This is a genomic window from Brevibacillus sp. HB1.1, assembly GCF_013332445.1.
GTDB classification, from domain to species: domain Bacteria; phylum Bacillota; class Bacilli; order Brevibacillales; family Brevibacillaceae; genus Brevibacillus; species Brevibacillus porteri.
Map to the genome: position 1 here is coordinate 826,135 of NZ_JABMIV010000001.1, position 23,291 is coordinate 849,425.

Here is a 23,291-nt window from a genome sequence, read left to right on the forward strand (position 1 = left end):
TGTTCACCTCATACCCTCGCCTACGCTGGTCTTGTCCTTTTTTGTACAACCCGTCCGTCCTGGAGATAAATGACGCGGTCGGACTGTTCTGCTACTTCCTGCTCATGGGTAACGATGATGAACGTAGTCCCATTTTCCTTGTTCATTTCTCTCATTAATAGGAGAATCTCTTGTTCCGTCTTCGAGTCCAGGTTCCCCGTCGGCTCATCCGCCAAGATGATGCCAGGCTGATTGACGAGCGCTCTCGCAATACTCACACGCTGCTGCTGTCCACCACTAAGCTCATTGGGTCTGTGGTCGATACGACCTTCCAGCCCTACGCGGTGTAGGATTTCCGTTGCTTTAGCCCGACGTTTTTTCTTGCTTTCGCCTGCAAAAATCAAGGGAAGCTCTACGTTTTCCAGCGCTGTCAGATTTGGGAGCAGATTGTATGACTGGAAGATAAAGCCCATATTTTTACGGCGAAACATGCATAGTTCGTTTTCGCTGTAGCTGGAAATCTGTGCTCCGCTAACCGTGACACTCCCTTCCTCCGGCTTGGTCAAACCTGCAAGCAAATTCAAGAGCGTAGACTTACCGGAACCCGACGAGCCGCACAGAGCCACGAATTCACCCTTGTTGATATGAAGGTTGATATCATACAGCACGGGAACTTTGATTTTCCCTGTTCCGTAGCTGTGATTGACCCCTGTCACCGTCAGCTCTCCTGTTGAATTGACCATCGTTTGTCGCACCTCATTCGTTCTTTCAAAATGGAAGCTTTCGTAAACATCACATACTAAAGACGTAACATTTCGCAAAACGTAACGCTACTTTCGGAAACAATTTACGATTTACAGAATAACCATGTTTTCTTCAAAAATATGTAACAGCTACGTAACCTTTTTCAGGCTGTTACGTAATACAATGTAGATGTCAACAAACCATGGAGGGTCGAAGAAGATGACTATCTATCGCTTTTTATTTGAAACAGCAACACGCAGATGGGTCGAAATCATCAAGGCACCTAGTATGTTTGAGGCAGCAAAGCAAGCCAAACAGCTTGCAACCAAACGTTCCAAGTCCATGTCCACTACCATCAGCTTCTCTTTTCACCACGCTGCTTCTCAAGCATAAATGCACACATACATAAACCGCTTGCCCGCTAAGGGAGGCGGTTTTTATATTTTGGGGATATTATTGACAGCACCGATTTCTTCCTCTTTAATATAGAGAGAGGCATTACAGCGCATGACAGTATAGATCCGCTTCGATTGTGCAGCGGTATACAAAGGGAGATAATCACAATGACCATGAAGAAAGCACTCACCATTGCAGGTTCCGACACCAGCGGCGGAGCTGGTCAGCAAGCAGACCTCAAAACGTTTCAGGAGCTTGGTGTTTTCGGGATGACCGCCCTCACCGTTATCGTAGCCCAAGATCCACATAACGAATGGTTTCACGAAGTGTTTCCGATCGATGTCGCGATCCTGGAAAAACAAATCGAAACCGTACTCGCTGGAATTGGCGTAGATGCTGTAAAAACAGGGATGCTCGGAACCACTGAATTGGTTGACCTCGCTACCCGTAAAATAAAACAATACGATTTGAAAAATGTTGTTGTTGACCCTGTGATGATCTGTAAAGGTGCAGATGAAGCACTTCATCCAGAAATTGCCGTTAGCCTGCGTGAAGTTTTGCTCCCGCACGCAACAGTTGCGACTCCTAACCTGTTCGAAGCTGGTATTCTCAGCCAAATGGGCGCGCTGAAAAGTGTCGATGACATGAAGGAAGCGGCAAAACGTATCCACGACTTCGGCACCTCTTATGTCGTTGTTAAAGGCGGCAGCAAGCTTCAAAGCGGCAATGCCGTAGATGTTTTCTATGACGGGAAAACACTCGAGGTATTGGAATCAGAACGCTTTGAAACGAGCTTTACTCATGGTGCCGGCTGCACGTTTTCAGCTGCAATCTGTGCTGAATTGGCAAAAGGAAGCTCTGTACACAACGCAGTAGCTGTTGCCAAAGAATTTATTACCGAAGCGATTCGCCACTCGTTTGCACTCAATAAATATGTGGGACCTACTAATCACGGTGCGTACCGCATGAAAAAGCACGGCGAAGCGATTTGCTAATTACGTCCTTGTAAATAAAAACTCCTGACCATATCCGAGTCTTCCTCGGTGGGCAGGAGTTTTCTTATGTTTACGCTTGTTTTTTGATAGCGATCTCGGGATTGATTCGGGTAGCTTTTCGTTTCATGCGTACGGAGGACACCGTAAATACGATGAGCGCAGACCAGATGAATCCAAAGCTGATGAGATGTGTTTGGGTGAAAGGCTCTCCAAACAAGAAAACAGCTGATAGGAGCGATATCGTAGGCGCCACGTATTGAATGAAGCCCACAACGGAAAGTGGGAGTCTAGTCGTTGCTTGGGCGAACCAGTAGAGCGGCATGGCAGTAGCTACCCCCGCCAGCGTCAGCAATACTAGTTGCCACCACGCTAGGGATGTCATCGTCTCCGTCCCATTGACCTGTAGCATCAACAGATAACCGAAAGCAATAGGGGCCACAAATAACGTCTCCCACGCCAGTCCGATCATCGCCTCCATTCGGACGAGCTTTTTCGCCAAGCTGTAAAAAGCAAAGGTCAGGGCAAGTGATAGAGAGACCCATGGAATCTCACCGTACTGGAAGGTGATGAACATGACTCCGAAAGCCGCGAGTATAAGCGCGAGCCATTGCCCAGTATGCATTTTTTCTTTTAAGAAAATGACTCCCAGCAGTACGGTTATGAGAGGATTCATGTAATAGCCAAGACTCGTTTGCATGACTTGATCGTTATTCACTGCCCAGATAAAAATGAGCCAGTTTGCGCTGATTAGCAGTGAACATATCGCTAATGCTCCGAACATTTTAAAACCAGTAACCGCTCCCCACATACTGCGCCAGCGTTTCGTTACCTGAATAATGATTGCGACAAAAATAACCGACCAGACGATTCGATGAGCGAGTATCTCCCATGCCCCCATTGCCTGAAACAGCTTCCAATAGAGCGGGAGTAACCCCCAAGCCAAATACGCCATAACTGCGTAAATAATCCCCTGTCTCATCCTTGCTCCTCCATGTTGTTTCGCCTTCTCTTTGTCTATAGACGACTTTTTGAACTTCTTCTCTATGGAGTAGTGTAACGGAAATATGAAAAAACAGCTATGTATTCTCACGAAGAATAAGGAGTCCCCTACACTTTCATTCGTTACCATATTACCAATGCATGCAGCTAGCTAATTACCTTAGTAGCACAGTGAAGGGTGGACAAAAATTTTATTGTACCACTTTTATACCTGTAGTACAATAGTCATTATTCTTCCGAGTTTAGTCATACGAAAGGAACTTTTACTTATGACATACTGGCGATCTATCTTTTTAGTTTTACTCGGCGCGTGCAGCTACGGTGTCCTCTCGATCTTCATGAAGCATGCTTTTCAACTCGGCTTTACGCCATTTGAAATGAGCGGAAGCCAATTGATTTTTGGCGGCCTGATTATGACGCTCATGGCCCTCTTTTTCTCCAAGCAACGGTTTTCGTTCAAGTATATGTTGCTTTTGGCACCAGCCAGCCTCATGATGGCCTCAACCAGTCTTTTTTACCATCAGGCTGTTAGCCGGGTCTCTGCTTCGCTCGCAATCGTTCTTCTCTTTCAGTTTACCTGGATCGGTGTCTTGCTGGAGGCGGTTGTGGATCGCAAATGGCCGACGGCTGAAAAATGGGTGTCTCTGGTTATGCTTGGAGCAGGGACGGTTCTTGCAAGCGGACTTGGCGAAAGCGGCATTCAGAGTGTAGACATGGTCGGACTGATCTTCGGTCTGATGTCTGGCGCGACCTTTGCCCTGGTTATTTTCTTCAGCGGGCGAATTCTCCCTGGAATGGATCCATACTTGCGAAGCGCGATTTCGATTGGTATGGCTGCCCTGATGCTCTCGATCATTTATCCACCGACTTTCCTGATAAATGGTCAGCTTCTGCAAGGTTTGCTGCCGCTCGGTCTTTTGGTTGCGATCTTCGGTTCGGTCATCCCGATCTTCTGTTTGGCTGTCGGTGTGCCACGGATCGGTAATGGACTGGCTACCATTTTAAGTGCAGTGGAGCTGCCCACAGTCGTACTCTTGTCGAGTTTCGTGCTTCAAGAGACTGTCTCTCTCCCTCAATGGGGTGGCGTATTTATGATCCTCGCTGCCATTTGCGTACCGCAAGTAAAATGGCGGAAACTCTTCTCCCCTTCTCATGCCCTCGAGCAGGAAAGAATGTAGCGCAGTTTCCTATACACAACATACAAAAAAGCGTGCAGACGAGTTGTTCTGCACGCTTTTTTGTTAGTACTTCCCCTTCTTATAGAAGGAAGTAGATTCTCTGACTCGAATTTATTTGCGAAGACTGCCACTCAAGGGGGAAAAAGTATGGAAAAGCGGCACAGGGTGCTATTCCAGCAGCTAGAGGATTATCGACAGGAGACGTTAAAAGCTATCGATGGTTTGACGGATGAAGATGTGAACATCATTCCCGATGGTTTCTCCAACAATATCTTGTGGAATCTGGGGCACATCTATCTCGATCAGTATTTATGGATCGCTCACCTTACAAAAGAAACGATCCCAATCCCCCCTGGCTTCAACGAATGGTTTAACTTCGGTACAAAACCTGCTGACTGGGATACACCACCACCGAAACTCGAAGTACTCGTCTCCTTATTAAAAGAACAACCTCAGACGATACAAGCTACTTACAAGGATCGATTAGAAGAAGAGTTTCCCGCAACTGAATCCGGCATGCATACGATTGCACAAGTGCTTGTCCGAACGATTTTTCACGAAGGGGTGCACCTCGCCTCCCTCAATACAATCCGGAGGTTTCTGGGCAAATGAATCCGATCATAACGCCTATTTTTCGCATGTTTGACGTTGAGAAGGCAAGAGAATTTTATGTAGAGTTTCTAGGGTTTCAGATTGATTGGGAGCATCGTTACGAGGAGCATTTTCCTTTGTACATGCAAATTTCCTCTCCATCGTGCACGATTCATCTATCTGAGCATCACGGGGATGCTTGTCCTGGCTCAGCGATTCGCATACAGGTAGAGGACATTGAGCTTTTTCATCAGTCACTGTTGCGTCAAGGATACAAGTACGCTTGTCCCGGTTTAGAGGAGACGCCGTGGGGAACACGCGAAGTGAGCGTGACCGATCCTTTTGGCAATCGCCTTCACTTTTATCAGCCAGTAGCTCATTCGTAGACAGATACAAAGAAAGCCCAGCCGGAGTTCCTCTACAGGAACCACCGCTGGGCTGTTTCATTTTACATTTTGAACATATATGGGGCGATCGATGGGACTTGAACCCACGAGTGCCGGAGCCACAATCCGGTGCGTTAACCCCTTCGCCACGACCGCCATGTATTGGGTTTGCTTGGTGCGGTCGAGAGGACTTGAACCTCCACGGTGTTGCCACCACTAGAACCTGAATCTAGCGCGTCTGCCAATTCCGCCACGACCGCATATAAAAATGGTGGAGGCTGACGGGATCGAACCGCCGACCCTCTGCTTGTAAGGCAGATGCTCTCCCAGCTGAGCTAAGCCTCCAGATAACCCCACAAAGTGACGCCAATACAATGATGCATATTCCGAGTACTTTGCGGGGGCCCCGGATTACTATACGGGATGTTTAAGTGACCCGTAGGGGATTCGAACCCCTGTATGACAGCGTGAAAGGCTGCTGTGTTAAACCGCTTCACCAACGGGCCATGTATGATGGCGGATGGAGTGGGATTTGAACCCACGAGACGGTTCGACACCGCCTACACGATTTCCAATCGTGCTCCTTCGGCCGCTCGGACATCCATCCATCGAGCCTGCAAGCGTTCGCTTCGGCAAGAATTAATCTATCATATTCCCAATATGATTTCAAGTGATATTTTGAAAGTTTATCCCTTGGTCGACCTCCGTGTAATTCATACTCAGGCGAATATCTATCGAAACGAAAAAAGGGAGATTGCCTAAAGCAAGTTCACTTTCTGTTCAATATGATGCAAGTAGTATCCCTTTACAAGACGGAGTGATGCCAGTTGTCAAAAAGAAAACGCCGATCAGTAGGCTTCCCCTGTTTGTACGGAAACTGGTGTGGGCCTGGATGCTCCGGACCGGATGCTCCGATTGATGACGTCGACAGATGCTGCAAGCGGCATGATGATTGCTATCGAAAGCACGGCTATTTTTCTTGTCATTGCGATCAGGAGCTCGTACGTTGCCTTCGAAATAAAGTAAATAACTCAACGGAAAAAGGGAGAATGGCCGGACTCATCTCGAATTTTTTCTCTCGAACAGGTTGCTTCCCCAGCAATCCCCGCTAGTTTTTTCTGAATCATTCTTCTTGTCAGTTTTCATACGAAATTTGGTAACAACTTGGACATGAATCAGACATAATTCCCTTGTTTTTCCTTGTATTTTTTTGGTACTCTATTGAATGTCCAAGGAGGGTACGCAGCGTGGAATTGCACATACGAACAGACGCCAGTGTGGCGCTGACGTTAAAGAGAGAAATTATTTGTCATGGTATTTCCCGTTTTTATGTCCGTCCATACGATGATGATCAAGTAGAATTTATATTCCTAGCACTATCCGAGCACCAGAAGAAGCTGCTGTCTTATTCACTACGAAATTACAGCTACTGTCTAACATATCTAGCTTAATCGTTCTACGGCCATTTTTCTCCCCTTTTAAAAGGGGAGTTTTTATTCTCTTTTTTCGATATACCCAAAACGGCGAACATCGTCTGCCGTCACGTTATGCAAGGCATTCAAAAATTCGACTTGGAAACTGCCTGGACCTACTCCCGCTGCTTTCTCTGCTGCCAGCTGCGCAGCAACACCATAGCATACCAATGCGGCAGCTCCTGCGATCAGCTTGTCATTTGCAATGGCTGCAAACGCTCCCATAACAGACGTTAACAAACAGCCAGTTCCAGTCACCTTCGTTAAGATGGGATGACCATTCCGGATCGAGTAAGTCGTTTCTCCATCCGAAATCACATCGACCTTGCCTGTAATCGCAACGATTGTCTTGAGCTTTTTCGCTGCTGCTCTCGCTAGGTCCTCGACATCTCCGCCCGCTTCCTTCGCATCTACACCTTTAATATCCCAGCGCTCCCCGATGACATTGGCAATCTCGGCAGCATTTCCTCTTATGAGGGTAAGGTCGAGTTCCTGCGCAAGATGTTGACTTGTCTCGGTTCGGTACGATGTTGCTCCCACTCCCACTGGATCTAACAAAACAGGCACGCCATGCTGATTCGCCGATTTTCCTGCGATCAGCATCGCTTCGATCTCATGCTCATTCAATGTCCCTATATTTAATACAAGGGCTCCTGCGATTTTTGCCATGTCTGCCACCTCTTGCTTGGCGTACGCCATGACAGGTGATGCACCAAGGGCTAACAAGCCGTTCGCTGTAAAGTTCGTGACAACTACGTTCGTCATGTTATGTACAAGTGGATTTTCCTCGCGCACTTTAATTAGTAATTGCCCGATTGTCTCCAGAATCATGATCGTTACCCCTTTCGTCTTGAACAGCGACTCGTGGAATCATCTTGTACACCTCAATGACTTCCCCTAATATAGAATGCTCTTGCATGACGCCAATGATGATATACGAATGTTTTAAAATGGGTAATTCGCGCATGTCAGCAACGATTTTCCACACCTTCCCATCCTCATCCGTCACGCTCGCACTGAAGGAGACTCTACCCGCCCCTTCTTTCAAGATGTCCACTGCATCAAGAACTCCGCATATTTTCATCCGATCATCTGGATGCATAATCCGGTTTTCCTCGACCCATTTTAGCTTCATTTCTTCTACTTTTAATGTTTTCCATCGATCAAGGAACTCCCAATCTTTGGAATGCGGAAATATATGCTTCGTTTGCTCAAGGAAGGTGTTGTACTCTCCGTGCAGCTGATCTACATAATCATCTACATCCTCAGAAATCACGCGAATCGAATCTTCTCCGCATGTACGGATGTGGTGAGCCAGGTATTTGAAGGACTCGATCATGTCAAAGTTCCCCCAGCCCCAGGCCTGTTCGCCGAAAACTCCCCCCCGGGTTCGGCATTTTAGGCAGGTGAAGTAATAGTATGTAGGCATATCTGTTCCCCTATCTCCCCTATTTTGTCTCTCTTTTGGTATCGGTTGAGGAAGCGAAGCAATTTATGTTACATTCGAACCTATTTTTTGAAACTTCTCACGCAATTTGTTCACAATTTAATTTCTATTATTTAGTGTAAGTTAAATCACAAAAGGTGGCTCCCCCTAAAATTTTTCAGGAAGCCACTCTTCATTATACTCCTTTTATGGCAATAAGAGGGTTACATTTTGCGACGACAGATGCAAGATTTGCTCCCACAACCGAATCGATGATTTGATCTACATCTTTATAGGCTTGCGGGCATTCATCTAGGATGGAAGCGAGCGAACGGTGATTCACCATGATCTCGTCTTCCTGTCCTACGCGCATTGCCTGCTCGAATTGATCGATGGTCACAAGCTCCTTCGTTGCTTTGCGGGAACGAACACGCCCTGCACCATGACAGATCGAATAAAAGTTTTTGGCTCCGGCGTCCGATCCGACCATGATATAGGACGATGTTCCCATAGAACCTGGGATCAAAGCTGGATGTCCTGTTTCACGATAAGCCTTCGGATTTTGGAAATGGCCTGCTGGCAACGCCTTCGTCGCTCCTTTGCGGTGGACGAGCATCGGTGTGTTACGATGGAATTCTTTCAAGGCGTAATTATGCATCAAATCATACAGGACTGGTGTACGCATCTCGCTACCGAAAACATCGCGAAACGCCTGCTCAACAGAAAATCCGATCATATGCCGATTCGTTACCGCAAAGTTCAGCGCGGAGTACATCAAATTCAAATACTGTTGCCCTTCCTCGCTTTGAATCGGAGCATATACCAGGCTCGGCTCGGGATTATGAATCCCCCATTTGTACATGGCTTCCTTGAAGCTTTTGGTGTAATCACGCCCTAGCATTGCCCCCCACGCCCGCGAACCGGAATGAATCATGATGACGACCTGACCATCGAACAGTCCCCACGCTTTCGCAATCTCCCTGTTCTCCTCCGCGATCTCGATATGCTGGATTTCAATAAAGTGGTTACCGCCCCCCAATGTTCCCAACTGGCCCCACCCACGACTCCAAGATTTTTGCGGTATTTGCTCCAGGAAGGAATGGTCGAATTCAAATGTGTACTTTTCCACATGCGAGAAAGAACGGCTTAGCATGTCGGGCGCTTCTTCTGTATCCGGAATGTAGTTGCTAGGGAGTCCTTTTAAGCCATGCTTCACTACTTCCTCCAAGCGAATATCTGTAAAATGCGTATTTCCCCGTTCGTTTGTCGGGACGTACGCTTCGATCGCTTCAATCAATGCACGTTTTAGGCTCTTGTCTTTGAGGTCGTCTCGATGCAACGGAGTCAAATGCACACGCATTCCGCATCCAATGTCTGATCCGACGATGGAAGGCGAGACAAATCCATCGGCAAGATTCCAAACCGCTGTCGTCCCAATGCAGGTCCCAACGCCCACATGCGCATCGGGCGTATACGAAAAATAAACATTTCGCGGAATACGCAAATTATTGTCTGCCATTTGATATACGCGTTCACCGAAGCTCGCAAAGACTTCGTCATTCGCAAAAACGTGCACATCTCCATTCTCCAGCTTTACTTCACGATGGTTGTTTCCATGCAAGATTGTTTTCATCATCCATTTCTCCTGTCTCTCACAGCCTGCGCTGTTTTTCATACCCTTATTTTCCATCCGTGCATGTGGTTTGAACATGGTAAAAGTATTACGAACCTCTTTTTATCATTGACTTCTCTTCAGCCTCTTCGTAATATGAGGACTAATTTGGAAATAAATGACGAATGAATAAGGATGAATGTAATGGCACGCGAAAGCTTTGACAAAGAGCTGCAATTGCTCCGTCTCCTGTTTTTGACCGCTGGTGCCTACAATCGGCAGCAGTTAGCCGAGCGGCTCGGGATCTCCGTTCATACGCTTGATAAAACGATAAAAAAGCTGAAGGACATCCAATCGACCTTTTATCAGCATGTCGGCGATGAGGAGAAAAAAGAGTATTACGCGCAGCTTCGTTACAACTATTTTGAGGTGACGGACAATTTCTTGATGTTTTTGTATCATGCAAAATCATTGAAGGATTCGGAAGTAGAGCGACTGTCGCACATCTTGGAAAAGCTCAGACAACAGCCTCTCTCCATTAAAGACTTGCTGGATACGTTTGTGGATACAGAGCCCGATGAAAAAACGATTCGCCAAGACATGAAATACCTCGAAGAAATTGGCGTGATAAAAAATAGTAGTGAAGTCAGACCGTACGTTTATCAATTCGATGGTGAGCTACTAGACTCGCTGACGGACGACGAGCTATTAGATCTGTATGATTTCATCGACTTCATGGCCAATACACAGCTGCCGGCCGTCCCTGGTTATCTCCTGCAAGAAAAAGTGAAGCGTTATCTCAAATATCGCTTGAAGCTAACCGATGCATCTGCGTTTTTATACAAATATCATTTTGTCTCACGTATTCTCGATGAATATCAAGCTTTGCTTCTCACGGAAGCTATTCGTCAGCGAAAAATCGTTGAATTTCACTACTACACGCCCAAACGTCGAAAGTTTTACGATTCCCAAAATACAAATCCGGCCTTCCAACGGGATTCATCCGGACGACATCAAAAGGTGATTCCACTCCGGGTTATTTTTGATCATCAATACGGCAGATGGTACTTGCTGGCACAAGGGTGCGGCAATGGTCCGCTGCGCAAATACCGTGTGGAAGGTATGACCAAGCTCGTAACAGGCAATTCCGTTACGCCGGAAATCTTCTCTTCCTTACAAGCAAGTGCGGATGAGCGCATTGCCTATAGTTGGCTGATTGATACCGGAAAACTCGTAACCGTACGCCTTCGCTTTTTTCAGCCTCGCAACACGCCTCATTCCTTTATCCAAGAGCGAGTAGAGGCACAAGGACAATGGGGGATTGTGACAGAAGAATCACGGGAGAGCTTTGTGTACGAGATAAACGTGAACAGCACGATGGAAATTACCCCGTGGATTCGCAGCTTCGGTTCAAGCGTCGAAGTACTTGAACCGCTGTTTCTTCGCAAGCAATTCCAAAAAGAATGGGAGGAGCTGCTCGCCTACTATGAATCTGTTTGATAAGATACATAATTACCAGCTAGTGACGCGGCTGGATGAAGCAGGTGTTTATCCGGTAACTTCACACGAAAAAGCGTGGCTCGCCCTGATGTTGGCGAATCCGTCTGCGGCAGAAATTTTCGAGCCCGCTACACTCGATAAGCTTCGCCGTTTGACACACATACCAGAAAGTGAATCGACCGAACAAGAACGATTCGTGGAAAAAGCGCAAACACAGGCCAAACAACTCTGGAGTCCACTCGTGCGCACCCTGCGACGAATCATACTTGGCAAGAATCACATAAAAATAACCGCAGCCACGAACAAAGGCCCGGTTTTTCGCAATCAACGAGGGGTTCCCTACAAGCTGGAATATTCACTTGCCAAGAAGGCCTGGTACCTGATCTGGCTGAACATGTCTTCCAATCGCCTGATCACGACTCCGCTGCATCTCATTCGCTCCGTCGATGAGCTTCACATAGAAGATGTATGGTATGACAGTTTTTTACCGACCATTTCGGAACAGATCCAACAGCGCAAGCAGATGGCAAAAATTGTGATCATCCGTCGTTACAACGCTGAGCTCCAGCGCATCTTGTACGCCTTTTCCTGCTTTGACAAAGAGGTCGCTTTTGATCCAGAATCGCAGGTGTATACGATCACCCTGCACTTTCTATCTGACGAACAGGAGTTTATTTTATCGCGCATTCGTTTTCTCGGCCTGCGGGTAAAAGTAGTAGAAAACGATCAACTCAAACAGCGAATGGCAGAGTCGGCAATGAACGCCTTGGCAAGATATACTGAATCTCCACTTTGATTGTCCCAAAAAATCAGGAAATCATACCCTATTCGATTTCCTGCATTTCCCTTATTATAGTTCAGGTGAGATAGTAGCTAATCCAAGTCAGAGGTAGAAATGATGAAAACAACATGTAAAAAAGCGTCTCTCATATGTGGGCTATGGCTTAGTCTGTCATGGCCGTTTATTACGGAGCCGACGCAAGCAGCAAGTGTCATCCAGGCAAAAGTGATCGCAACCTCTCTGAACGTTCGCAGTGAACCAGCCCCCAATGCTTCTGTTGTCGCTACCGTGCCATATGGAGCGGTCGTGACGATTACCGATGAAGCATACGGTTGGGCAAAAATTAGATACAATCAAAAGGTAGGCTGGGTCGCGGGATATTACTTGCAAAAAGGTGCGGTAACGAGTGCGGGTTCAGCTTCTTCCCCAGCCAATACAACCACTGTCAAAAGCAAGCAAGGCACAGTTTTGGCCGATTCGCTTCGAATGCGAAAAGGACCAAGCACGAGCCATGAGATTATCCTTTCGCTGCCCAGAGGAACCCGTGTAGACATTTTGCAAAAGCAAGCAGACTGGATCCAAGCGAGAACTTCCAACGGACAAACAGGCTGGGTGTCTGCGACGTATATTGGCGATGCCAAGTCCAGCGCTCCGGTGTCCAAAAGCTCCAAAACGCCAGGCTTAAAAGGGAAAGTCATCGTCATCGACCCGGGACATGGTGGTTCTGATATCGGGACACAGGGAACGAAGTGGAATAGTATGGAAAAAACGTTGAATTACAAAACGTCCATGCTGCTCGCCAGCAAACTGCGACAACGCGGTGCGCAAGTCTTCATGACGAGGACCAGTGACACAGAAAAGCCTTCGCTATCGCAGCGTGTTGCTTTTAGCGAATCCAAGGCGGCAGATGCCTTCATCAGCATCCATTACAATTCTTCTCCGAAGCCAAATAGCGGGACACTTACGTTTTATTATTCGCAAGACAAAGATGAGCCGTTAGCTCGAGCGATTGAGACTCGCTTGGGTGGTGGCATCGGCTTAAGAAGCAACGGCATTTCATTCGGCAATTATCACGTCCTGCGCGAAAATAGTGATCCATCCGTCTTAATTGAGCTTGGCTTCCTATCGAATCCAAAGGATGAAGGCATTGTTCGTACATCGTCCTATCAGGACAAAGCTGCGCAGGCGATTACGGAAGCACTAGCTGATTACTTCGGTCGATAATCGTACGGCTGGACACTGTAGAAGAACAGCCTCCGCTCGAATTTTCCTTTGGCACCAATGATCTGATACCAGGTCTCTCCGATCAAAAGGTCGGTTGCGAAATCTTTCTCCAGCAGATTGGTGATCATCTCCATGACCGCTTTCTCATTGTCTTTTTGGATTTTCAACGACAAGGCCAGGACGAAATACGCCTGGTCTTCTTCCATTTCCAACAAATGCAGACGGGCTGTACCACGGCGTTTGGCGTTGAAACCATCGATCACATTTGACAGGCCCTTTTTTGCCTGCACTTTATACTTTGTCGCTTCCCTCCAGGAGGAAATAACCGCATCGTACAACGAAAACGTCAGGATGAAATGGCTGGCGTAATCCTTCGGGTCAAAAGGCTCCGGTCCCATCTGCTTCTCATCCGCTGGTATGACAACGAATGCTTTGTAGTTGCTAAAAAACGGATCGCTCATGGCAGGTCCTTTCCATCGATAGTATCTGTGTTGGTTAGTATCCACTAGGAAAGCAGGATATTATGTACAAAAACGGTCATAAACGTTCAAAAGGCCAAGTCGACATGAAAACCGACTTGGCCTTTTGCTTGCTTTTGTATAGGCATGTTTTTCAACTGAATATCTACTCATTACCGGTGGGTCATCGAGACACTTCCATGCCCGTGCTCCTCTTCCATGACCTCCATTCCTGCACCATGATTGACGGTCCAGGTGATGACTTGGCTGGAAATGACAACGGCCAAAATGGTATACATCATCTCTTTCATTGGTACGAACCAGAACGACATGCAAAGCACAATGACGTCCAGTAAAAGAAAGACCGTACCAATGGACAATCCCGTGTACTTACTGATCAACAGGGAGAAAATATCGTCTCCACCTGTCGCAGCTCCATAGCGCAGAACCAATCCGGTACCCAGTCCGGTCAGTACACCGGCCAAGACAGACGCCAGCGGCATCATTCTGCTCATATCCATGACAATCGGTGAAAATCGTTCAAACAAATCGTAAAATACGGTAAAAGCAAGTGATGCAAAAATCGTGTCCCAAATGAACTGGCGGCCTCTTACTAACCAGGCAACCAAAAACAGTGGGATATCCAGCAAAAGCATCACCATCGCTGGCGACAAGTCAAAGGCGTATTTCGCCAATAACCCCAAGCCAACAAACCCACCTTCAGACAAATGGTTCTGAAAGTTAATGTGATAATACGCAAAAGCAAGTAAACAAGCTCCAAACAAAATCATACTGTAACGCTTAGATAACTGCAGCGCTCTCCTCATCACGGTTTCCTCGCATTTTTGTCGGTTTAGGCACAGACGACCAACCGACTACCGAGGAACATCGAAAGTATAAGTCGCTACTCATACAAAGGGCCTCGCTTTCGTAGTAGGTTAGTCGCCTTCAGTGACGATCGACTACTACGAAGCTAGATGTAGGAGAGGTCAAAACGTTTCCAGATCGTCCTATGGGGACGCATGGTATCCTGATCCCTTCCATGGCTTTTCTTGTATTATATCACAAAAAAGGTGAAAAGACGATTCGAAACCGTCTTTTCACCGAGTTAAAATCGGAAAGCTTGTCCTTTTAGCTCAACTGGAATCCCTGCTGTGACAAGAAAAACTTGATCGGCAACGGCTGCAACGCGCTGATTCATCAAGCCCGCCAAGTCACGGAACTTACGGCCTAACGGTTTTTGCGGGACGAGTCCGTCGCCTACTTCGTTTGTCACCAGTAAAACTGTCCCTGGGTAGTCTTTTAGCTTTTTGACCAGCCTATCCACCTGCTGGAGCACTTGCTCAAACGTCTTCTCCACTCCATCATGCAGCAGCCAATTGGACAGCCAAAGGATCAAGCAATCAACCAAAATCACTGTCTGCTGTTCTTGTATGTTTTTTTGTGCCCCGAGCTTCGCGAGCCACTCTGTCAATGCTTTCGGCTCCTCGATCGTTTGCCAAGGGAAGCCAGACTGCAAGCGGCGGTCTCGATGGTGCAAGATCCGCTCTTCCATTTCCTCATCCGTGATTTGTGCGGTCGCGATGTAAACACCCGAGGAGCCCAAATGAGCCGCGTATTTTTCGGCAAACGTGCTTTTTCCGCTGCGTGCTCCGCCTGTAATCAGTACGATCATGCTTCTTTCTCCTTAAACAACCTCTTATACTTGCGATTGCAAAATAATTTGCGGCAAATGATGAACAGGATGCTCCATGACAATCGGTCTGGTTCCGTATACAGCCTCTATTCTGTCACTTTGCAAGATGTCTTTTGGTGCGCCAACGCTTATCTGCTTTCCTCTGTGCAGCATCAAAATACGATCGCAGTATAGGGAGGCTAGATTCAGATCGTGCAGCACAGCGATGACCGTCACCTGCGTCGTCTTTTGCCATTTTCGCACGATGTCCATGAGTTGAATCTGGTACCCGATATCAAGGTAGGTCGTGGGTTCATCGAGCAACAGCACCTGAGGTCTTTGGATCAATGCCTTCCCCAAAGCTACGCGCTGCTTTTCCCCACCACTCAACTGATCCAGTGTGCGCTCTTCCAAATGCTCAAGACCGAGCATCTGTACGATTTCATCAATGAGCGATGCGACATCCTGCTTCTCTTCCCCTAGCCAATTTTGGTAAGGAAAGCGCCCCATTTCCAACACCTCTCGGACACGAAAGCCGACTGGCGGCAGACCCTCTTGCTCCAGAACAGCCAGTATTTTAGCAAGCTCTTTGCGTGGATAGGAATGAAGCTTTTTCTCTTGAAGCAAAATGTCTCCTGCATCTGCCTTAATGACACCTGAAATTATTTTTAGCAAGGTAGATTTTCCGCTTCCATTTGGTCCAATGATGCCAAAAAATTCTCCCTTGTCCACGCAAAAATCGATGCCGTGCAAAACAGGCGTATCCTGATACGATTTTTGCAAGTTGCGCACATTGATCATTGCAAACGTTACCTCTTCCTAAAGCGTTTATTTTGCTTCAATAAATAGGCGAAAAACGGTGCTCCCAGAAATGCTGTCACGACACCGAGCGGGATTTCTGTTGGACTCAGCAACATTCTGGCAAGAGTGTCGGCCCACAGCACGTAAATACCACCGCAGATCGCAGACATCGGCAGTAAAATACGATGGTCAGGACCAACCAGCAATCGAACGAGATGCGGTACCACCAGGCCAACGAACCCAATAATTCCCGCGATAGAAACCGCCGCTGCAGTCAGGAGGGTCGAAACGACCAGAACCACTAACTTCGTTCGATCCACATGGACGCCGAGATGCGCAGCCTGCCGCTCCCCCAACGCAAATAGGTTTAAGGAACGCGCATAGCTCACAAGCACCATTCCACCTATGACCAAGTACGGAATCAAGACGTACGTAAAGGCCCACCCTCGAAATGACAGGCTGCCCATAAGCCAGAACACGATCTCATTTACCGTCTGGTCGGATAACGACACCATAAACGAAACGAGCGAGCCGAGAAAAGCCTGCACCACGACACCAGACAAAATCAGGGTCTCCGTTTGCAGCTTTCCTTGCGTATTCGCGAGTCCGAGTACGATCCATAAACTGAGCAATCCTGTAAGAAAAGCGACGACAGGCGTGCTCCATGCACCCAAAAAGGTGATTTGCAAGCCAAAAAGGATCAAGAAGGCTGCTCCGACAGCAGAACCCGATGCCACGCCCATCGTAAACGGATCTGCAAGCGGATTGCGCAAAACGCCCTGAAAGCCCGCTCCCGCAAGTGACAAGCAGGCGCCAATCAAGACAGCCAATACAACGCGTGGAAAACGAACCTTCATGACAATTTGCTCAGATGACTCCGGCCACGTTACGGTGATCCACTCAGACAAGCCAGGGATTTGATGGAGCAGGATGAGCCATACTTGCGAAATGGGGAGTTGTGCCGCCCCCATCGAGATGCTGATAACTATTGATGCCAGAAGGACGAGACAACTAACTCCTCCCCATATGAACAATCGTTTCTTCATTTTATTTCACCAAGTCAGGGTAAATCGCCTTGGCTACTTCGATTAAGCCTTGTGTAATACGCGGACCAGGGCGAGACAAAATATTTTGGTCCATGCCAAAGATTTGTTTTTCACGAATCGCCTTCATTTTATCCCAGCCATTGCGCTTCGCGATCATATCCTCTAGCTTGATGCCAGTCTTTTCATCGGTAATTCCGCTCGCATACAAAATGACGTCTGGATCGTTTTGCAAAATCTTTTCTTCACTGATCGGATTCCACCCTTCGGTGTCGGAAGCAATGTTTGTTGCTCCAGCCAGGGTGATGAGTTCATCCATGAATTCGCCTTTTCCGACTGTCCAGCCTGGGGAAAATTCCAGGTATACCTTTTTCTTCTCTTCCGGTTTTACATTTTTCACTGCTTCTTGAACGTACGCGATGTCTTTCTTCATTTGCGCGACGACTTTTTCGGCTTGTTCCTGTGTGTTCGTGATAACTCCCATCGCCAAAACATTGTTTAGGATGTCATCCATCTTTGTCGGATGGGTAATATAGACTGGCATTCCGAGAGATTTGAGCTTGTCAGCCACTGGCTTTTCCATCGAAATCCCACCGACGACCATATCCGGCGTTTGAGCGAGAATGGCTTCTTCATTTGGTTTGACGACTCCGCCAATTTTCGGTTTTGCCTTCGCCGCATCTGGATAATCATCATAGTCTGAGACAGCTACGATCCGATCTTCCAAGCCTAATGCGAACAAAATCTCTGTCTCGGCAGGTGATGTAGAGACGATTCGCTCAGGAGCTTTTGCAAAGGTTACTTCTTTTCCTGTTGCATCCTTAACGGTCAATGGATACGTTGTTTGTTTTGCAGGTTGCTCGGCCGTATTCTCTTGCGGTGCGCTTGTTTGTCCCCCTGGTGCTGGCTGGCTGTTATCGTTACCCGCACAACCTGCGAGGCTAGCCGCAACTAGTAGTGGGATCATGAATCGCAATGAACGTTTCATATGTAGAACTTCCTTTCTGCATGTCTGATTGACTGTTCCTTCCAATAAAAAAATCGACCCTTGCTTCCATTCGGAAATCAAAGGGTCGGCACCTCAGGGCAAACAGACAGGATGGTCTGCTTCCTGAAATAGGCCGATCCTTTCCGCGAAGGCAACAGGCACTAAAACAAACAGGCAGGTCTCCTGGCTTACGGCTGAGGAACGAGCCGATTTACAGTGGCGGGACCGCGTCGGATTTTCACCGACTTCCCTTTTCACCCGATCTTTTCGTTAAAAAGACGAGGCACCTATTTGCTGTTACGTTTGAAATTGTCACAGTCCATGACTCATCCTACATCATAGCATTCCTTGGATGAAAAAAGAATGACAAACACATAAGCCAATACTTTCTTGCCTGCTAAAAATGAAAAACGCCTGAACAAAAGGTTCAGGCAAATGTAAAGCTTTTGGCAGGCTATTTCCCTCGTTTGTCCAAATAATCGAGAATGCCCATGGAGCATACTTGTAAATCGAGCTTGAGTACTTCGAATACTTCGTGGTCACTGCTGATTCCTTGTGACTGTAGATGATCCGAAACTCGTTCAAATAACGTAAGAGACAGCTCATCGTATGATTGTCCAGCAACAAGCGCTGTCTTTCCTTCCGCCACAAACACGGGGAGCCACTCGCGTATTTGGCGGTACACGTCATCTACCTGCTCTGACATCCCAAAATGACCAAAGTAAATGCGACTCAGCTTGTGCGCTTCAAAACGGCTTAGAGACGCTAACATGGCATCCGGGTCAAACTGATTCGGCGAAGTAGATGGCAGCACGAGGTGTATGCCATCCTTTTTAAGCTGTGGATAGAGTACACCTGCCGTATCACCTGTGAACATGCCGCGGCTTACTGGATCGTAGATGCTGAAGTGATGATTGGCATGCCCTGGCGAATCCAGAAACTCCAATACGCAATTCTCTCCGATCTTTAGTGTATCTCCGTCCCCACGAATCAAAATCCGTTCCTCGAGAACAGCCTCAATCGGATCAAACAATCGATCAAAATCATCATGATACACCGCTCTCGCGCCTGCGATCAGTCGGCTCGGATCTATGAGATGACGTGCACCTTTCGGGTGGACAACGACCTTTGCGTTCGGACAATCCTTCAGAAACAGTCCTACTCCTCCTGCATGATCCAAGTGAATGTGCGTCACGATGATGTATTTGACTTGTTCCGGCTTATAACCGAGCTTGGCGAGACCGGCCTTGATGTATGGGACGGAGGGGCTTGGTCCTGTTTCTACCAATGTGAGCTCCTCTTCCGCGATTACATACGTCCCCGTGCGTTCCGCCCAGCCCATATCGAAACCGTCTATTAAATGGATGCGTTCCCCTAAGTAAATTGGCTCTGTTGCTTGCATGTAAATACTCCTCCTTGTCAAAAGTCTCGCGTTGCCATTGTGTTGGAATATTTACACTTTACCATCTATTTTGTAGGGATTGGGGATGAATCACACAAATTCTTCATATTTTCATGATAATATGAGGGCAGCAAAATCGATTCCATTATCTGGAGGGGTGCAAAAATGGGTCAACTTTTTTCTGAATTACGACCTGAGCATGAGAAATTTATCAAGAAGCAACGGATGTTCTTTGTTGCCTCTGCTCCAATGGACACAAATGGTCACGTGAATCTTTCACCGAAAGGGTACGATTCTTTTCGCATAGTATCGCCTAACGAGGTCGCCTATTTAGACCTGACTGGAAGTGGAAACGAAACCAGCGCTCATCTGCAGGAAAATGGCAGGATTACTCTCATGTTCTGTGCGTTTGAAGGCCCCCCTCTCATCATGCGCCTATTCGGCAAAGGAACGGTTATTCTCCCAGATACGCCTCGGTGGAATGAGCTCGTAAAAGACTTTCCGCTTCTGCCCGGCGCTCGTCAAATCATTACCGTCAACATACAGGAAGTAAAGACCTCTTGCGGCTGGGCTATCCCTTTCTATTCCTATTCAAAAGAACGCGACACCCTTCAGAAATGGACCTTGGCGAAAGACGAGCAAGAACTGCTTGATTATCAAAAGGAAAACAACGTAGTAAGCATGGATGGATTGCCAACCCCATTGGGGCAAAAGCTTTTTCCCGCAGTAGGTGGGGATAACTAAAAGTAAAACGAAAAGAAGCTGCCCTCTCGCAGCTTCTTTTTTTAAATCTCTTTACTTACTCGTATAAATGACCACTGCATCTTTGAGAAACTCGGCAACACCAGGCTGTTCCTTGTCGTAATAGGCCGTGAAGCGCGGGTCTTCGACGTACATCTGGGCAACACCTGCGTGCGCATCTTTGCTGTAGCTGTCCCAATAAAAGCTCAGCCATTGACGGTGAAGATCCGCTGCTTTTTGCGCCAATTCATGAGCAGGATCACCTGTCGAAAAAGCCTGCGCCAACGTCTCATGCAGTTCTTCATTCAACTTTTCAAGTGTAGCGTACTCCTGCTCGGTCATTCCTTTGATTTTCAGATTGGATTTGTCAACCTGGTCACTTCCATATTTTGAGCGAATTTCTTCTCCGTACTGGGCCTCGTTGTCGTCAATCAACTTTTGCTTGAAGCCTTCAAATTTTTGTTTGTCACTCATCGTTTTGGTCCCCTCTCTTTGTGCTAATGTCAAATCGACATTGGCGATTAACGCATCCAATTGCGTTCGCCTTTCCAGGAGCTTCTCGCGGTGCTCCCGCAGTGCCCGTTCAGCATCAAAGGTTGGTGAATCCAGGATCTCCTTGATCTCCTCCAAGCTCACCCCCAGCTCGCGGTAAAAAAGGATTTGCTGCAATCGATCAACCTCTTGCTGTCCGTAAATGCGATACCCTGACGAATTGACTCTCGCCGGCTTGAGAAGGTCAATTTCATCGTAGTATCGGAGCGTCCGGGTGCTGACACCCGCCAGGAGTCCTAGCTTTTGCACCGTATATTCCATGTTCATTCCTCCTGACAAATTGATCGTACACATTTACGGACCGTCAATGTCAAACACATTTTCATCAAAAAATTAGCGTTACTCTATTTTCATAATTTGCTAAAATATAGAGAAAGCCATACAAGGGGGGATTTCAATGCTCTATGTCTTCGGCTTCATTGTAGCGGTACTCGGTGCCGGATGGGGATTAACAGGTCTGCTTAGTCTCAAAGCGAGAGATAAACATGCCATCACCCATTACAGTGACGATGCTTATAACCAGCAAACCTTGTTCCAGATGCACAACAACCCTGACCAAGGCATGTAAAATAAAAAATGGCTGCCCGCAACTTGTGCATGGGCAGCCATCTTTGTTTCTTACAGAGCTTGGAATGTATCAGTCAATACCGGTACGATTTGCTTCTTACGGGAGACAACGCCCTTCAGAACAGCTTTGTTGTCCACCAATGTTACTTGGTACGCTTTTTCTACTGCTTGAGTTGCGCTGCCGAGAGCGATCGCAACAGAGTCGTTATTCAAGATATCCGTTACAACAAACACGAACAAATCCAAACCTTTTTCAGCGATGTTTGCATTCATAGCCGCTTCCAGTTCTCCTTGGCGTGCAAGTACATCATTTACGTCCACCGCATTTACTTGCGCGATTTCTACCTTCGCATTACCCATTTGGAACTCTTTTGCATCCAACGTGAGCAGTTGTGCGATTGTTTTGTCGCTCAGGTCTGCTCCCGCTTTGAGCATGTCCAGACCGTATGCTTGCAAATCAACACCCGCGATTTCAGCCAGCTCGTGTGCAGCAGCTACATCTTGCTCCGTGCAAGTTGGAGATTTCAACAGCAACGTATCCGAAATGATAGCAGAAAGCATCAAGCCTGCCATCTCTTTTGGAATGTCCACGCCGTTTTCTTTGTACATTTTCTTCAAAATGGTTGTGGTGCATCCAACAGGCTCTGCACGGAAGTAGAGAGGATTGCTCGTCTCAAAGTTCGCAATACGGTGATGGTCGATCACTTCTACCACTTGCACTTGCTCAATATCATTCGCGCTTTGTTGGCGCTCGTTGTGGTCTACAAGGATGACTTCATTTACTTCATTCGCCACTGTTTCTACGAGGCGTGGCTCTTTTACTTGGAAGTAATTCAACACAAATGCTGTTTCGCTGCTGATTACACCCAGGCGAACAGGCTCTACATTCGCGCCCAATTTTGTTTTCAAGTCAGCATACACAAGTGCTGAACAAATGGAATCTGTGTCTGGATTTTTATGACCGAAGATTAATTTTTTTTCCATCATCCATACTCCTTAATCGTAATTTGGCGTCAAAATTATACCATAGCTTAGAGGATATGCCCAAGATACATTATAGGTTCAAATTGGATCGTTGGAAATAAGGTTTTGAAGATCATTGGGAAATAAATGGGAGGCGAAGTGAAATGAGAGTGATTGGATACACCTGTGCAATTCATCCGAGGTAATGGTGATCGTGAAGTCGTACTCACTTTTGACGGTGAGGCTCTGACCTTGGAAATGTCCGATTCTGTGCGGGAAATCACGTCATGGGTTGCGGAGCAATTGAGCCGCTCTCATCGTGACTTTCTGGTGCAACTCCCACTTACCTACACGTTAATACGAGAGGATTACGAGGACGTCCTTTTCTGCCACGCCATTCCCACCAATGATGAAGATATTTTCACTCCCCGTACATCAGATTCAGTCGTTGCCACTTACTTTGAGGGGACACAGCAGCGAACAGTCATCTGTGGTCATACACATGTCCAATTTGAACGTCGCCTTGGCGATTTACGTATTCTCAATGCTGGAAGTGTGGGCATGCCGTTTGCCGACAAACCAGGTGCATACTGGTTACTGCTTGATGGTGATAGCTACGAACATCGCTTTACACCCTATGACGTAGAGGCAGCCGCAAAACAAATCGCTTCCACAAACTATCCGCAAGCCCAGCAATTTTCCGAAGAGAATGTCCGAAAGATACCTACGGCTCAAGAAGCAATGGAATTTTTAGAAGCCCTGGCACAAAAAAACCGACCCTTTACAGATTAATGGGTCGGTTGAGAAAGATAGCGGAA

Annotated in this window: 25 protein-coding genes, 5 tRNA genes and 1 riboswitch; of the genes, 11 read left to right on the forward strand and 19 right to left on the reverse strand. The window is 47.2% G+C overall.

Going from position 1 to position 23,291, the window contains the following annotated elements; translation table 11 throughout:
- Window positions 1-20: 20 nt before the first annotated feature.
- A complete protein-coding gene (locus HPY27_RS04050; RefSeq protein WP_017249629.1) occupies window positions 21-722 on the reverse strand; it encodes an ABC transporter ATP-binding protein in 702 nt (233 codons plus the stop codon).
- 220 nt (window positions 723-942) lie between these two features.
- On the opposite strand from HPY27_RS04050, the gene HPY27_RS04055 reads away from it, so the two are divergent.
- Window positions 943-1,116 (forward strand): hypothetical protein, encoded by a 174-nt coding sequence (locus HPY27_RS04055; RefSeq protein ID WP_007723176.1) that lies wholly within the window; start codon window positions 943-945, stop codon window positions 1,114-1,116.
- Window positions 1,117-1,286: 170 nt separating this feature from the next.
- A complete protein-coding gene (gene pdxK, locus HPY27_RS04060) occupies window positions 1,287-2,114 on the forward strand; it encodes a pyridoxine/pyridoxal/pyridoxamine kinase (RefSeq protein ID WP_017249630.1) in 828 nt (275 codons plus the stop codon).
- Between the two features lie 70 nt (window positions 2,115-2,184).
- Here the strand turns inward: pdxK and rarD are convergent, their stop codons facing one another.
- The gene (rarD, locus tag HPY27_RS04065; protein WP_173622229.1) at window positions 2,185-3,093 is read right to left on the reverse strand and encodes an EamA family transporter RarD; all 909 of its coding nucleotides are present in this window, start codon (window positions 3,091-3,093) and stop codon (window positions 2,185-2,187) included.
- 289 nt (window positions 3,094-3,382) lie between these two features.
- Between rarD and HPY27_RS04070 the strand changes: the two genes are divergently transcribed.
- The 3 genes from HPY27_RS04070 (at window position 3,383) to HPY27_RS04080 (ending at window position 5,268) form a co-directional block, all read left to right on the forward strand.
- Window positions 3,383-4,291 carry an EamA family transporter gene (locus tag HPY27_RS04070; RefSeq protein WP_174224392.1) on the forward strand — a complete coding sequence of 303 codons (909 nt, stop codon included), beginning with the start codon at window positions 3,383-3,385 and terminating at the stop codon, window positions 4,289-4,291.
- Window positions 4,292-4,438: 147 nt separating this feature from the next.
- The gene (locus HPY27_RS04075; RefSeq protein ID WP_174224393.1) at window positions 4,439-4,903 is read left to right on the forward strand and encodes a DinB family protein; all 465 of its coding nucleotides are present in this window, start codon (window positions 4,439-4,441) and stop codon (window positions 4,901-4,903) included.
- Complete coding sequence (locus HPY27_RS04080) at window positions 4,900-5,268, forward strand: glyoxalase superfamily protein (RefSeq protein ID WP_017249634.1); 369 nt, start codon at window positions 4,900-4,902, stop codon at window positions 5,266-5,268. Before HPY27_RS04075 ends, HPY27_RS04080 begins: the two co-directional genes overlap by 4 nt.
- 80 nt (window positions 5,269-5,348) lie before the next feature.
- Here HPY27_RS04080 and HPY27_RS04085 read toward each other — a convergent pair.
- The 8 genes from HPY27_RS04085 to HPY27_RS04125 form a co-directional block, all read right to left on the reverse strand.
- Window positions 5,349-5,424: transfer RNA gene (locus HPY27_RS04085), tRNA-His, on the reverse strand.
- A 17-nt stretch (window positions 5,425-5,441) separates the two neighbouring features.
- A tRNA-Leu gene (locus HPY27_RS04090) sits at window positions 5,442-5,528 on the reverse strand.
- Between the two features lie 9 nt (window positions 5,529-5,537).
- Window positions 5,538-5,613 (reverse strand) — tRNA-Val (locus HPY27_RS04095).
- An 87-nt stretch (window positions 5,614-5,700) separates the two neighbouring features.
- A tRNA-Glu gene (locus HPY27_RS04100) sits at window positions 5,701-5,774 on the reverse strand.
- An 8-nt stretch (window positions 5,775-5,782) separates the two neighbouring features.
- A tRNA-Ser gene (locus HPY27_RS04105) sits at window positions 5,783-5,875 on the reverse strand.
- A gap of 886 nt (window positions 5,876-6,761) precedes the next feature.
- Complete coding sequence (gene thiM / locus HPY27_RS04115; RefSeq protein ID WP_174224394.1) at window positions 6,762-7,571, reverse strand: hydroxyethylthiazole kinase; 810 nt, start codon at window positions 7,569-7,571, stop codon at window positions 6,762-6,764.
- Entirely contained in the window at window positions 7,537-8,079 is a 543-nt protein-coding gene (locus HPY27_RS04120; protein ID WP_244521818.1) for a hypothetical protein, read from the reverse strand. Before HPY27_RS04120 ends, thiM begins: the two co-directional genes overlap by 35 nt.
- A 283-nt stretch (window positions 8,080-8,362) precedes the next feature.
- A complete protein-coding gene (locus tag HPY27_RS04125; RefSeq protein ID WP_173622233.1) occupies window positions 8,363-9,799 on the reverse strand; it encodes an RtcB family protein in 1,437 nt (478 codons plus the stop codon).
- Window positions 9,800-9,982: 183 nt separating this feature from the next.
- Between HPY27_RS04125 and HPY27_RS04130 the strand changes: the two genes are divergently transcribed.
- The 3 genes from HPY27_RS04130 (at window position 9,983) to HPY27_RS04140 (ending at window position 13,283) form a co-directional block, all read left to right on the forward strand.
- The gene (locus tag HPY27_RS04130; protein WP_174224395.1) at window positions 9,983-11,278 is read left to right on the forward strand and encodes a helix-turn-helix transcriptional regulator; all 1,296 of its coding nucleotides are present in this window, start codon (window positions 9,983-9,985) and stop codon (window positions 11,276-11,278) included.
- The gene (locus tag HPY27_RS04135) at window positions 11,265-12,074 is read left to right on the forward strand and encodes a WYL domain-containing protein (protein WP_017252017.1); all 810 of its coding nucleotides are present in this window, start codon (window positions 11,265-11,267) and stop codon (window positions 12,072-12,074) included. The genes HPY27_RS04130 and HPY27_RS04135 overlap by 14 nt, the downstream gene beginning before the upstream one ends.
- Before the next feature lie 102 nt (window positions 12,075-12,176).
- Entirely contained in the window at window positions 12,177-13,283 is a 1,107-nt protein-coding gene (locus HPY27_RS04140) for an N-acetylmuramoyl-L-alanine amidase family protein (protein ID WP_017252018.1), read from the forward strand.
- Here HPY27_RS04140 and HPY27_RS04145 read toward each other — a convergent pair.
- The 7 genes from HPY27_RS04145 to HPY27_RS04175 all read right to left on the reverse strand — a co-directional run bounded on the left by HPY27_RS04145 (window position 13,268) and on the right by HPY27_RS04175 (window position 19,650).
- Window positions 13,268-13,744, reverse strand: coding sequence for a hypothetical protein (locus HPY27_RS04145; RefSeq protein ID WP_017252019.1), 477 nt, complete (start codon window positions 13,742-13,744; stop codon window positions 13,268-13,270). The genes HPY27_RS04140 and HPY27_RS04145 overlap by 16 nt on opposite strands.
- 170 nt (window positions 13,745-13,914) lie before the next feature.
- A complete protein-coding gene (locus HPY27_RS04150; protein WP_017250233.1) occupies window positions 13,915-14,571 on the reverse strand; it encodes a YitT family protein in 657 nt (218 codons plus the stop codon).
- A 278-nt stretch (window positions 14,572-14,849) separates the two neighbouring features.
- Window positions 14,850-15,416 (reverse strand): bifunctional adenosylcobinamide kinase/adenosylcobinamide-phosphate guanylyltransferase, encoded by a 567-nt coding sequence (cobU, locus tag HPY27_RS04155; RefSeq protein WP_174224396.1) that lies wholly within the window; start codon window positions 15,414-15,416, stop codon window positions 14,850-14,852.
- Window positions 15,417-15,440: 24 nt separating this feature from the next.
- The gene (locus HPY27_RS04160) at window positions 15,441-16,217 is read right to left on the reverse strand and encodes an ABC transporter ATP-binding protein (protein WP_017250235.1); all 777 of its coding nucleotides are present in this window, start codon (window positions 16,215-16,217) and stop codon (window positions 15,441-15,443) included.
- Between the two features lie 8 nt (window positions 16,218-16,225).
- A complete protein-coding gene (locus tag HPY27_RS04165) occupies window positions 16,226-17,263 on the reverse strand; it encodes a FecCD family ABC transporter permease (protein WP_106836560.1) in 1,038 nt (345 codons plus the stop codon).
- A gap of 1 nt (window position 17,264) precedes the next feature.
- Window positions 17,265-18,248, reverse strand: coding sequence for an ABC transporter substrate-binding protein (locus tag HPY27_RS04170; protein ID WP_174224397.1), 984 nt, complete (start codon window positions 18,246-18,248; stop codon window positions 17,265-17,267).
- Between the two features lie 156 nt (window positions 18,249-18,404).
- A riboswitch (cobalamin riboswitch) is annotated at window positions 18,405-18,554 on the reverse strand.
- 148 nt (window positions 18,555-18,702) lie between these two features.
- Complete coding sequence (locus HPY27_RS04175; RefSeq protein WP_017250238.1) at window positions 18,703-19,650, reverse strand: MBL fold metallo-hydrolase; 948 nt, start codon at window positions 19,648-19,650, stop codon at window positions 18,703-18,705.
- Window positions 19,651-19,815: 165 nt separating this feature from the next.
- On the opposite strand from HPY27_RS04175, the gene HPY27_RS04180 reads away from it, so the two are divergent.
- A complete protein-coding gene (locus HPY27_RS04180; RefSeq protein ID WP_173622238.1) occupies window positions 19,816-20,394 on the forward strand; it encodes a pyridoxamine 5'-phosphate oxidase family protein in 579 nt (192 codons plus the stop codon).
- Between the two features lie 51 nt (window positions 20,395-20,445).
- Here the strand turns inward: HPY27_RS04180 and HPY27_RS04185 are convergent, their stop codons facing one another.
- Window positions 20,446-21,204: a MerR family transcriptional regulator gene (locus tag HPY27_RS04185; RefSeq protein ID WP_173622239.1), complete on the reverse strand. Its 759-nt coding sequence runs from the start codon at window positions 21,202-21,204 to the stop codon at window positions 20,446-20,448.
- Window positions 21,205-21,340: 136 nt separating this feature from the next.
- On the opposite strand from HPY27_RS04185, the gene HPY27_RS04190 reads away from it, so the two are divergent.
- The gene (locus HPY27_RS04190; RefSeq protein ID WP_017250241.1) at window positions 21,341-21,511 is read left to right on the forward strand and encodes a hypothetical protein; all 171 of its coding nucleotides are present in this window, start codon (window positions 21,341-21,343) and stop codon (window positions 21,509-21,511) included.
- 50 nt (window positions 21,512-21,561) lie between these two features.
- Here HPY27_RS04190 and HPY27_RS04195 read toward each other — a convergent pair whose 3' ends face one another.
- On the reverse strand, window positions 21,562-22,494 hold the full coding sequence (locus HPY27_RS04195) for a manganese-dependent inorganic pyrophosphatase (protein WP_017250242.1): 933 nt from the start codon (window positions 22,492-22,494) through the stop codon (window positions 21,562-21,564).
- A gap of 165 nt (window positions 22,495-22,659) precedes the next feature.
- Between HPY27_RS04195 and HPY27_RS04200 the strand changes: the two genes are divergently transcribed.
- Window positions 22,660-23,265, forward strand: coding sequence for a metallophosphoesterase family protein (locus HPY27_RS04200; RefSeq protein WP_371813441.1), 606 nt, complete (start codon window positions 22,660-22,662; stop codon window positions 23,263-23,265).
- The last annotated feature ends 26 nt before the right edge of the window (window positions 23,266-23,291 follow it).

Bases quoted from the DNA above. Each gene is read 5' to 3' on its own strand.
- HPY27_RS04050 (WP_017249629.1), bottom strand. From the start codon at position 722: ATGGTCAATTCAACAGGAGAGCTGACGGTGACAGGGGTCAATCACAGC.
- HPY27_RS04055 (WP_007723176.1), top strand. From the start codon at position 943: ATGACTATCTATCGCTTTTTATTTGAAACAGCAACACGCAGATGGGTC.
- pdxK (WP_017249630.1), top strand. From the start codon at position 1,287: ATGACCATGAAGAAAGCACTCACCATTGCAGGTTCCGACACCAGCGGC.
- rarD (WP_173622229.1), bottom strand. From the start codon at position 3,093: ATGAGACAGGGGATTATTTACGCAGTTATGGCGTATTTGGCTTGGGGG.
- HPY27_RS04070 (WP_174224392.1), top strand. From the start codon at position 3,383: ATGACATACTGGCGATCTATCTTTTTAGTTTTACTCGGCGCGTGCAGC.
- HPY27_RS04075 (WP_174224393.1), top strand. From the start codon at position 4,439: ATGGAAAAGCGGCACAGGGTGCTATTCCAGCAGCTAGAGGATTATCGA.
- HPY27_RS04080 (WP_017249634.1), top strand. From the start codon at position 4,900: ATGAATCCGATCATAACGCCTATTTTTCGCATGTTTGACGTTGAGAAG.
- thiM (WP_174224394.1), bottom strand. From the start codon at position 7,571: ATGATTCTGGAGACAATCGGGCAATTACTAATTAAAGTGCGCGAGGAA.
- HPY27_RS04120 (WP_244521818.1), bottom strand. From the start codon at position 8,079: ATGATCGAGTCCTTCAAATACCTGGCTCACCACATCCGTACATGCGGA.
- HPY27_RS04125 (WP_173622233.1), bottom strand. From the start codon at position 9,799: ATGAAAACAATCTTGCATGGAAACAACCATCGTGAAGTAAAGCTGGAG.
- HPY27_RS04130 (WP_174224395.1), top strand. From the start codon at position 9,983: ATGGCACGCGAAAGCTTTGACAAAGAGCTGCAATTGCTCCGTCTCCTG.
- HPY27_RS04135 (WP_017252017.1), top strand. From the start codon at position 11,265: ATGAATCTGTTTGATAAGATACATAATTACCAGCTAGTGACGCGGCTG.
- HPY27_RS04140 (WP_017252018.1), top strand. From the start codon at position 12,177: ATGAAAACAACATGTAAAAAAGCGTCTCTCATATGTGGGCTATGGCTT.
- HPY27_RS04145 (WP_017252019.1), bottom strand. From the start codon at position 13,744: ATGAGCGATCCGTTTTTTAGCAACTACAAAGCATTCGTTGTCATACCA.
- cobU (WP_174224396.1), bottom strand. From the start codon at position 15,416: ATGATCGTACTGATTACAGGCGGAGCACGCAGCGGAAAAAGCACGTTT.
- HPY27_RS04160 (WP_017250235.1), bottom strand. From the start codon at position 16,217: ATGATCAATGTGCGCAACTTGCAAAAATCGTATCAGGATACGCCTGTT.
- HPY27_RS04165 (WP_106836560.1), bottom strand. From the start codon at position 17,263: ATGAAGAAACGATTGTTCATATGGGGAGGAGTTAGTTGTCTCGTCCTT.
- HPY27_RS04170 (WP_174224397.1), bottom strand. From the start codon at position 18,248: ATGAAACGTTCATTGCGATTCATGATCCCACTACTAGTTGCGGCTAGC.
- HPY27_RS04175 (WP_017250238.1), bottom strand. From the start codon at position 19,650: ATGCAAGCAACAGAGCCAATTTACTTAGGGGAACGCATCCATTTAATA.
- HPY27_RS04180 (WP_173622238.1), top strand. From the start codon at position 19,816: ATGGGTCAACTTTTTTCTGAATTACGACCTGAGCATGAGAAATTTATC.
- HPY27_RS04185 (WP_173622239.1), bottom strand. From the start codon at position 21,204: ATGGAATATACGGTGCAAAAGCTAGGACTCCTGGCGGGTGTCAGCACC.
- HPY27_RS04190 (WP_017250241.1), top strand. From the start codon at position 21,341: ATGCTCTATGTCTTCGGCTTCATTGTAGCGGTACTCGGTGCCGGATGG.
- HPY27_RS04195 (WP_017250242.1), bottom strand. From the start codon at position 22,494: ATGGAAAAAAAATTAATCTTCGGTCATAAAAATCCAGACACAGATTCC.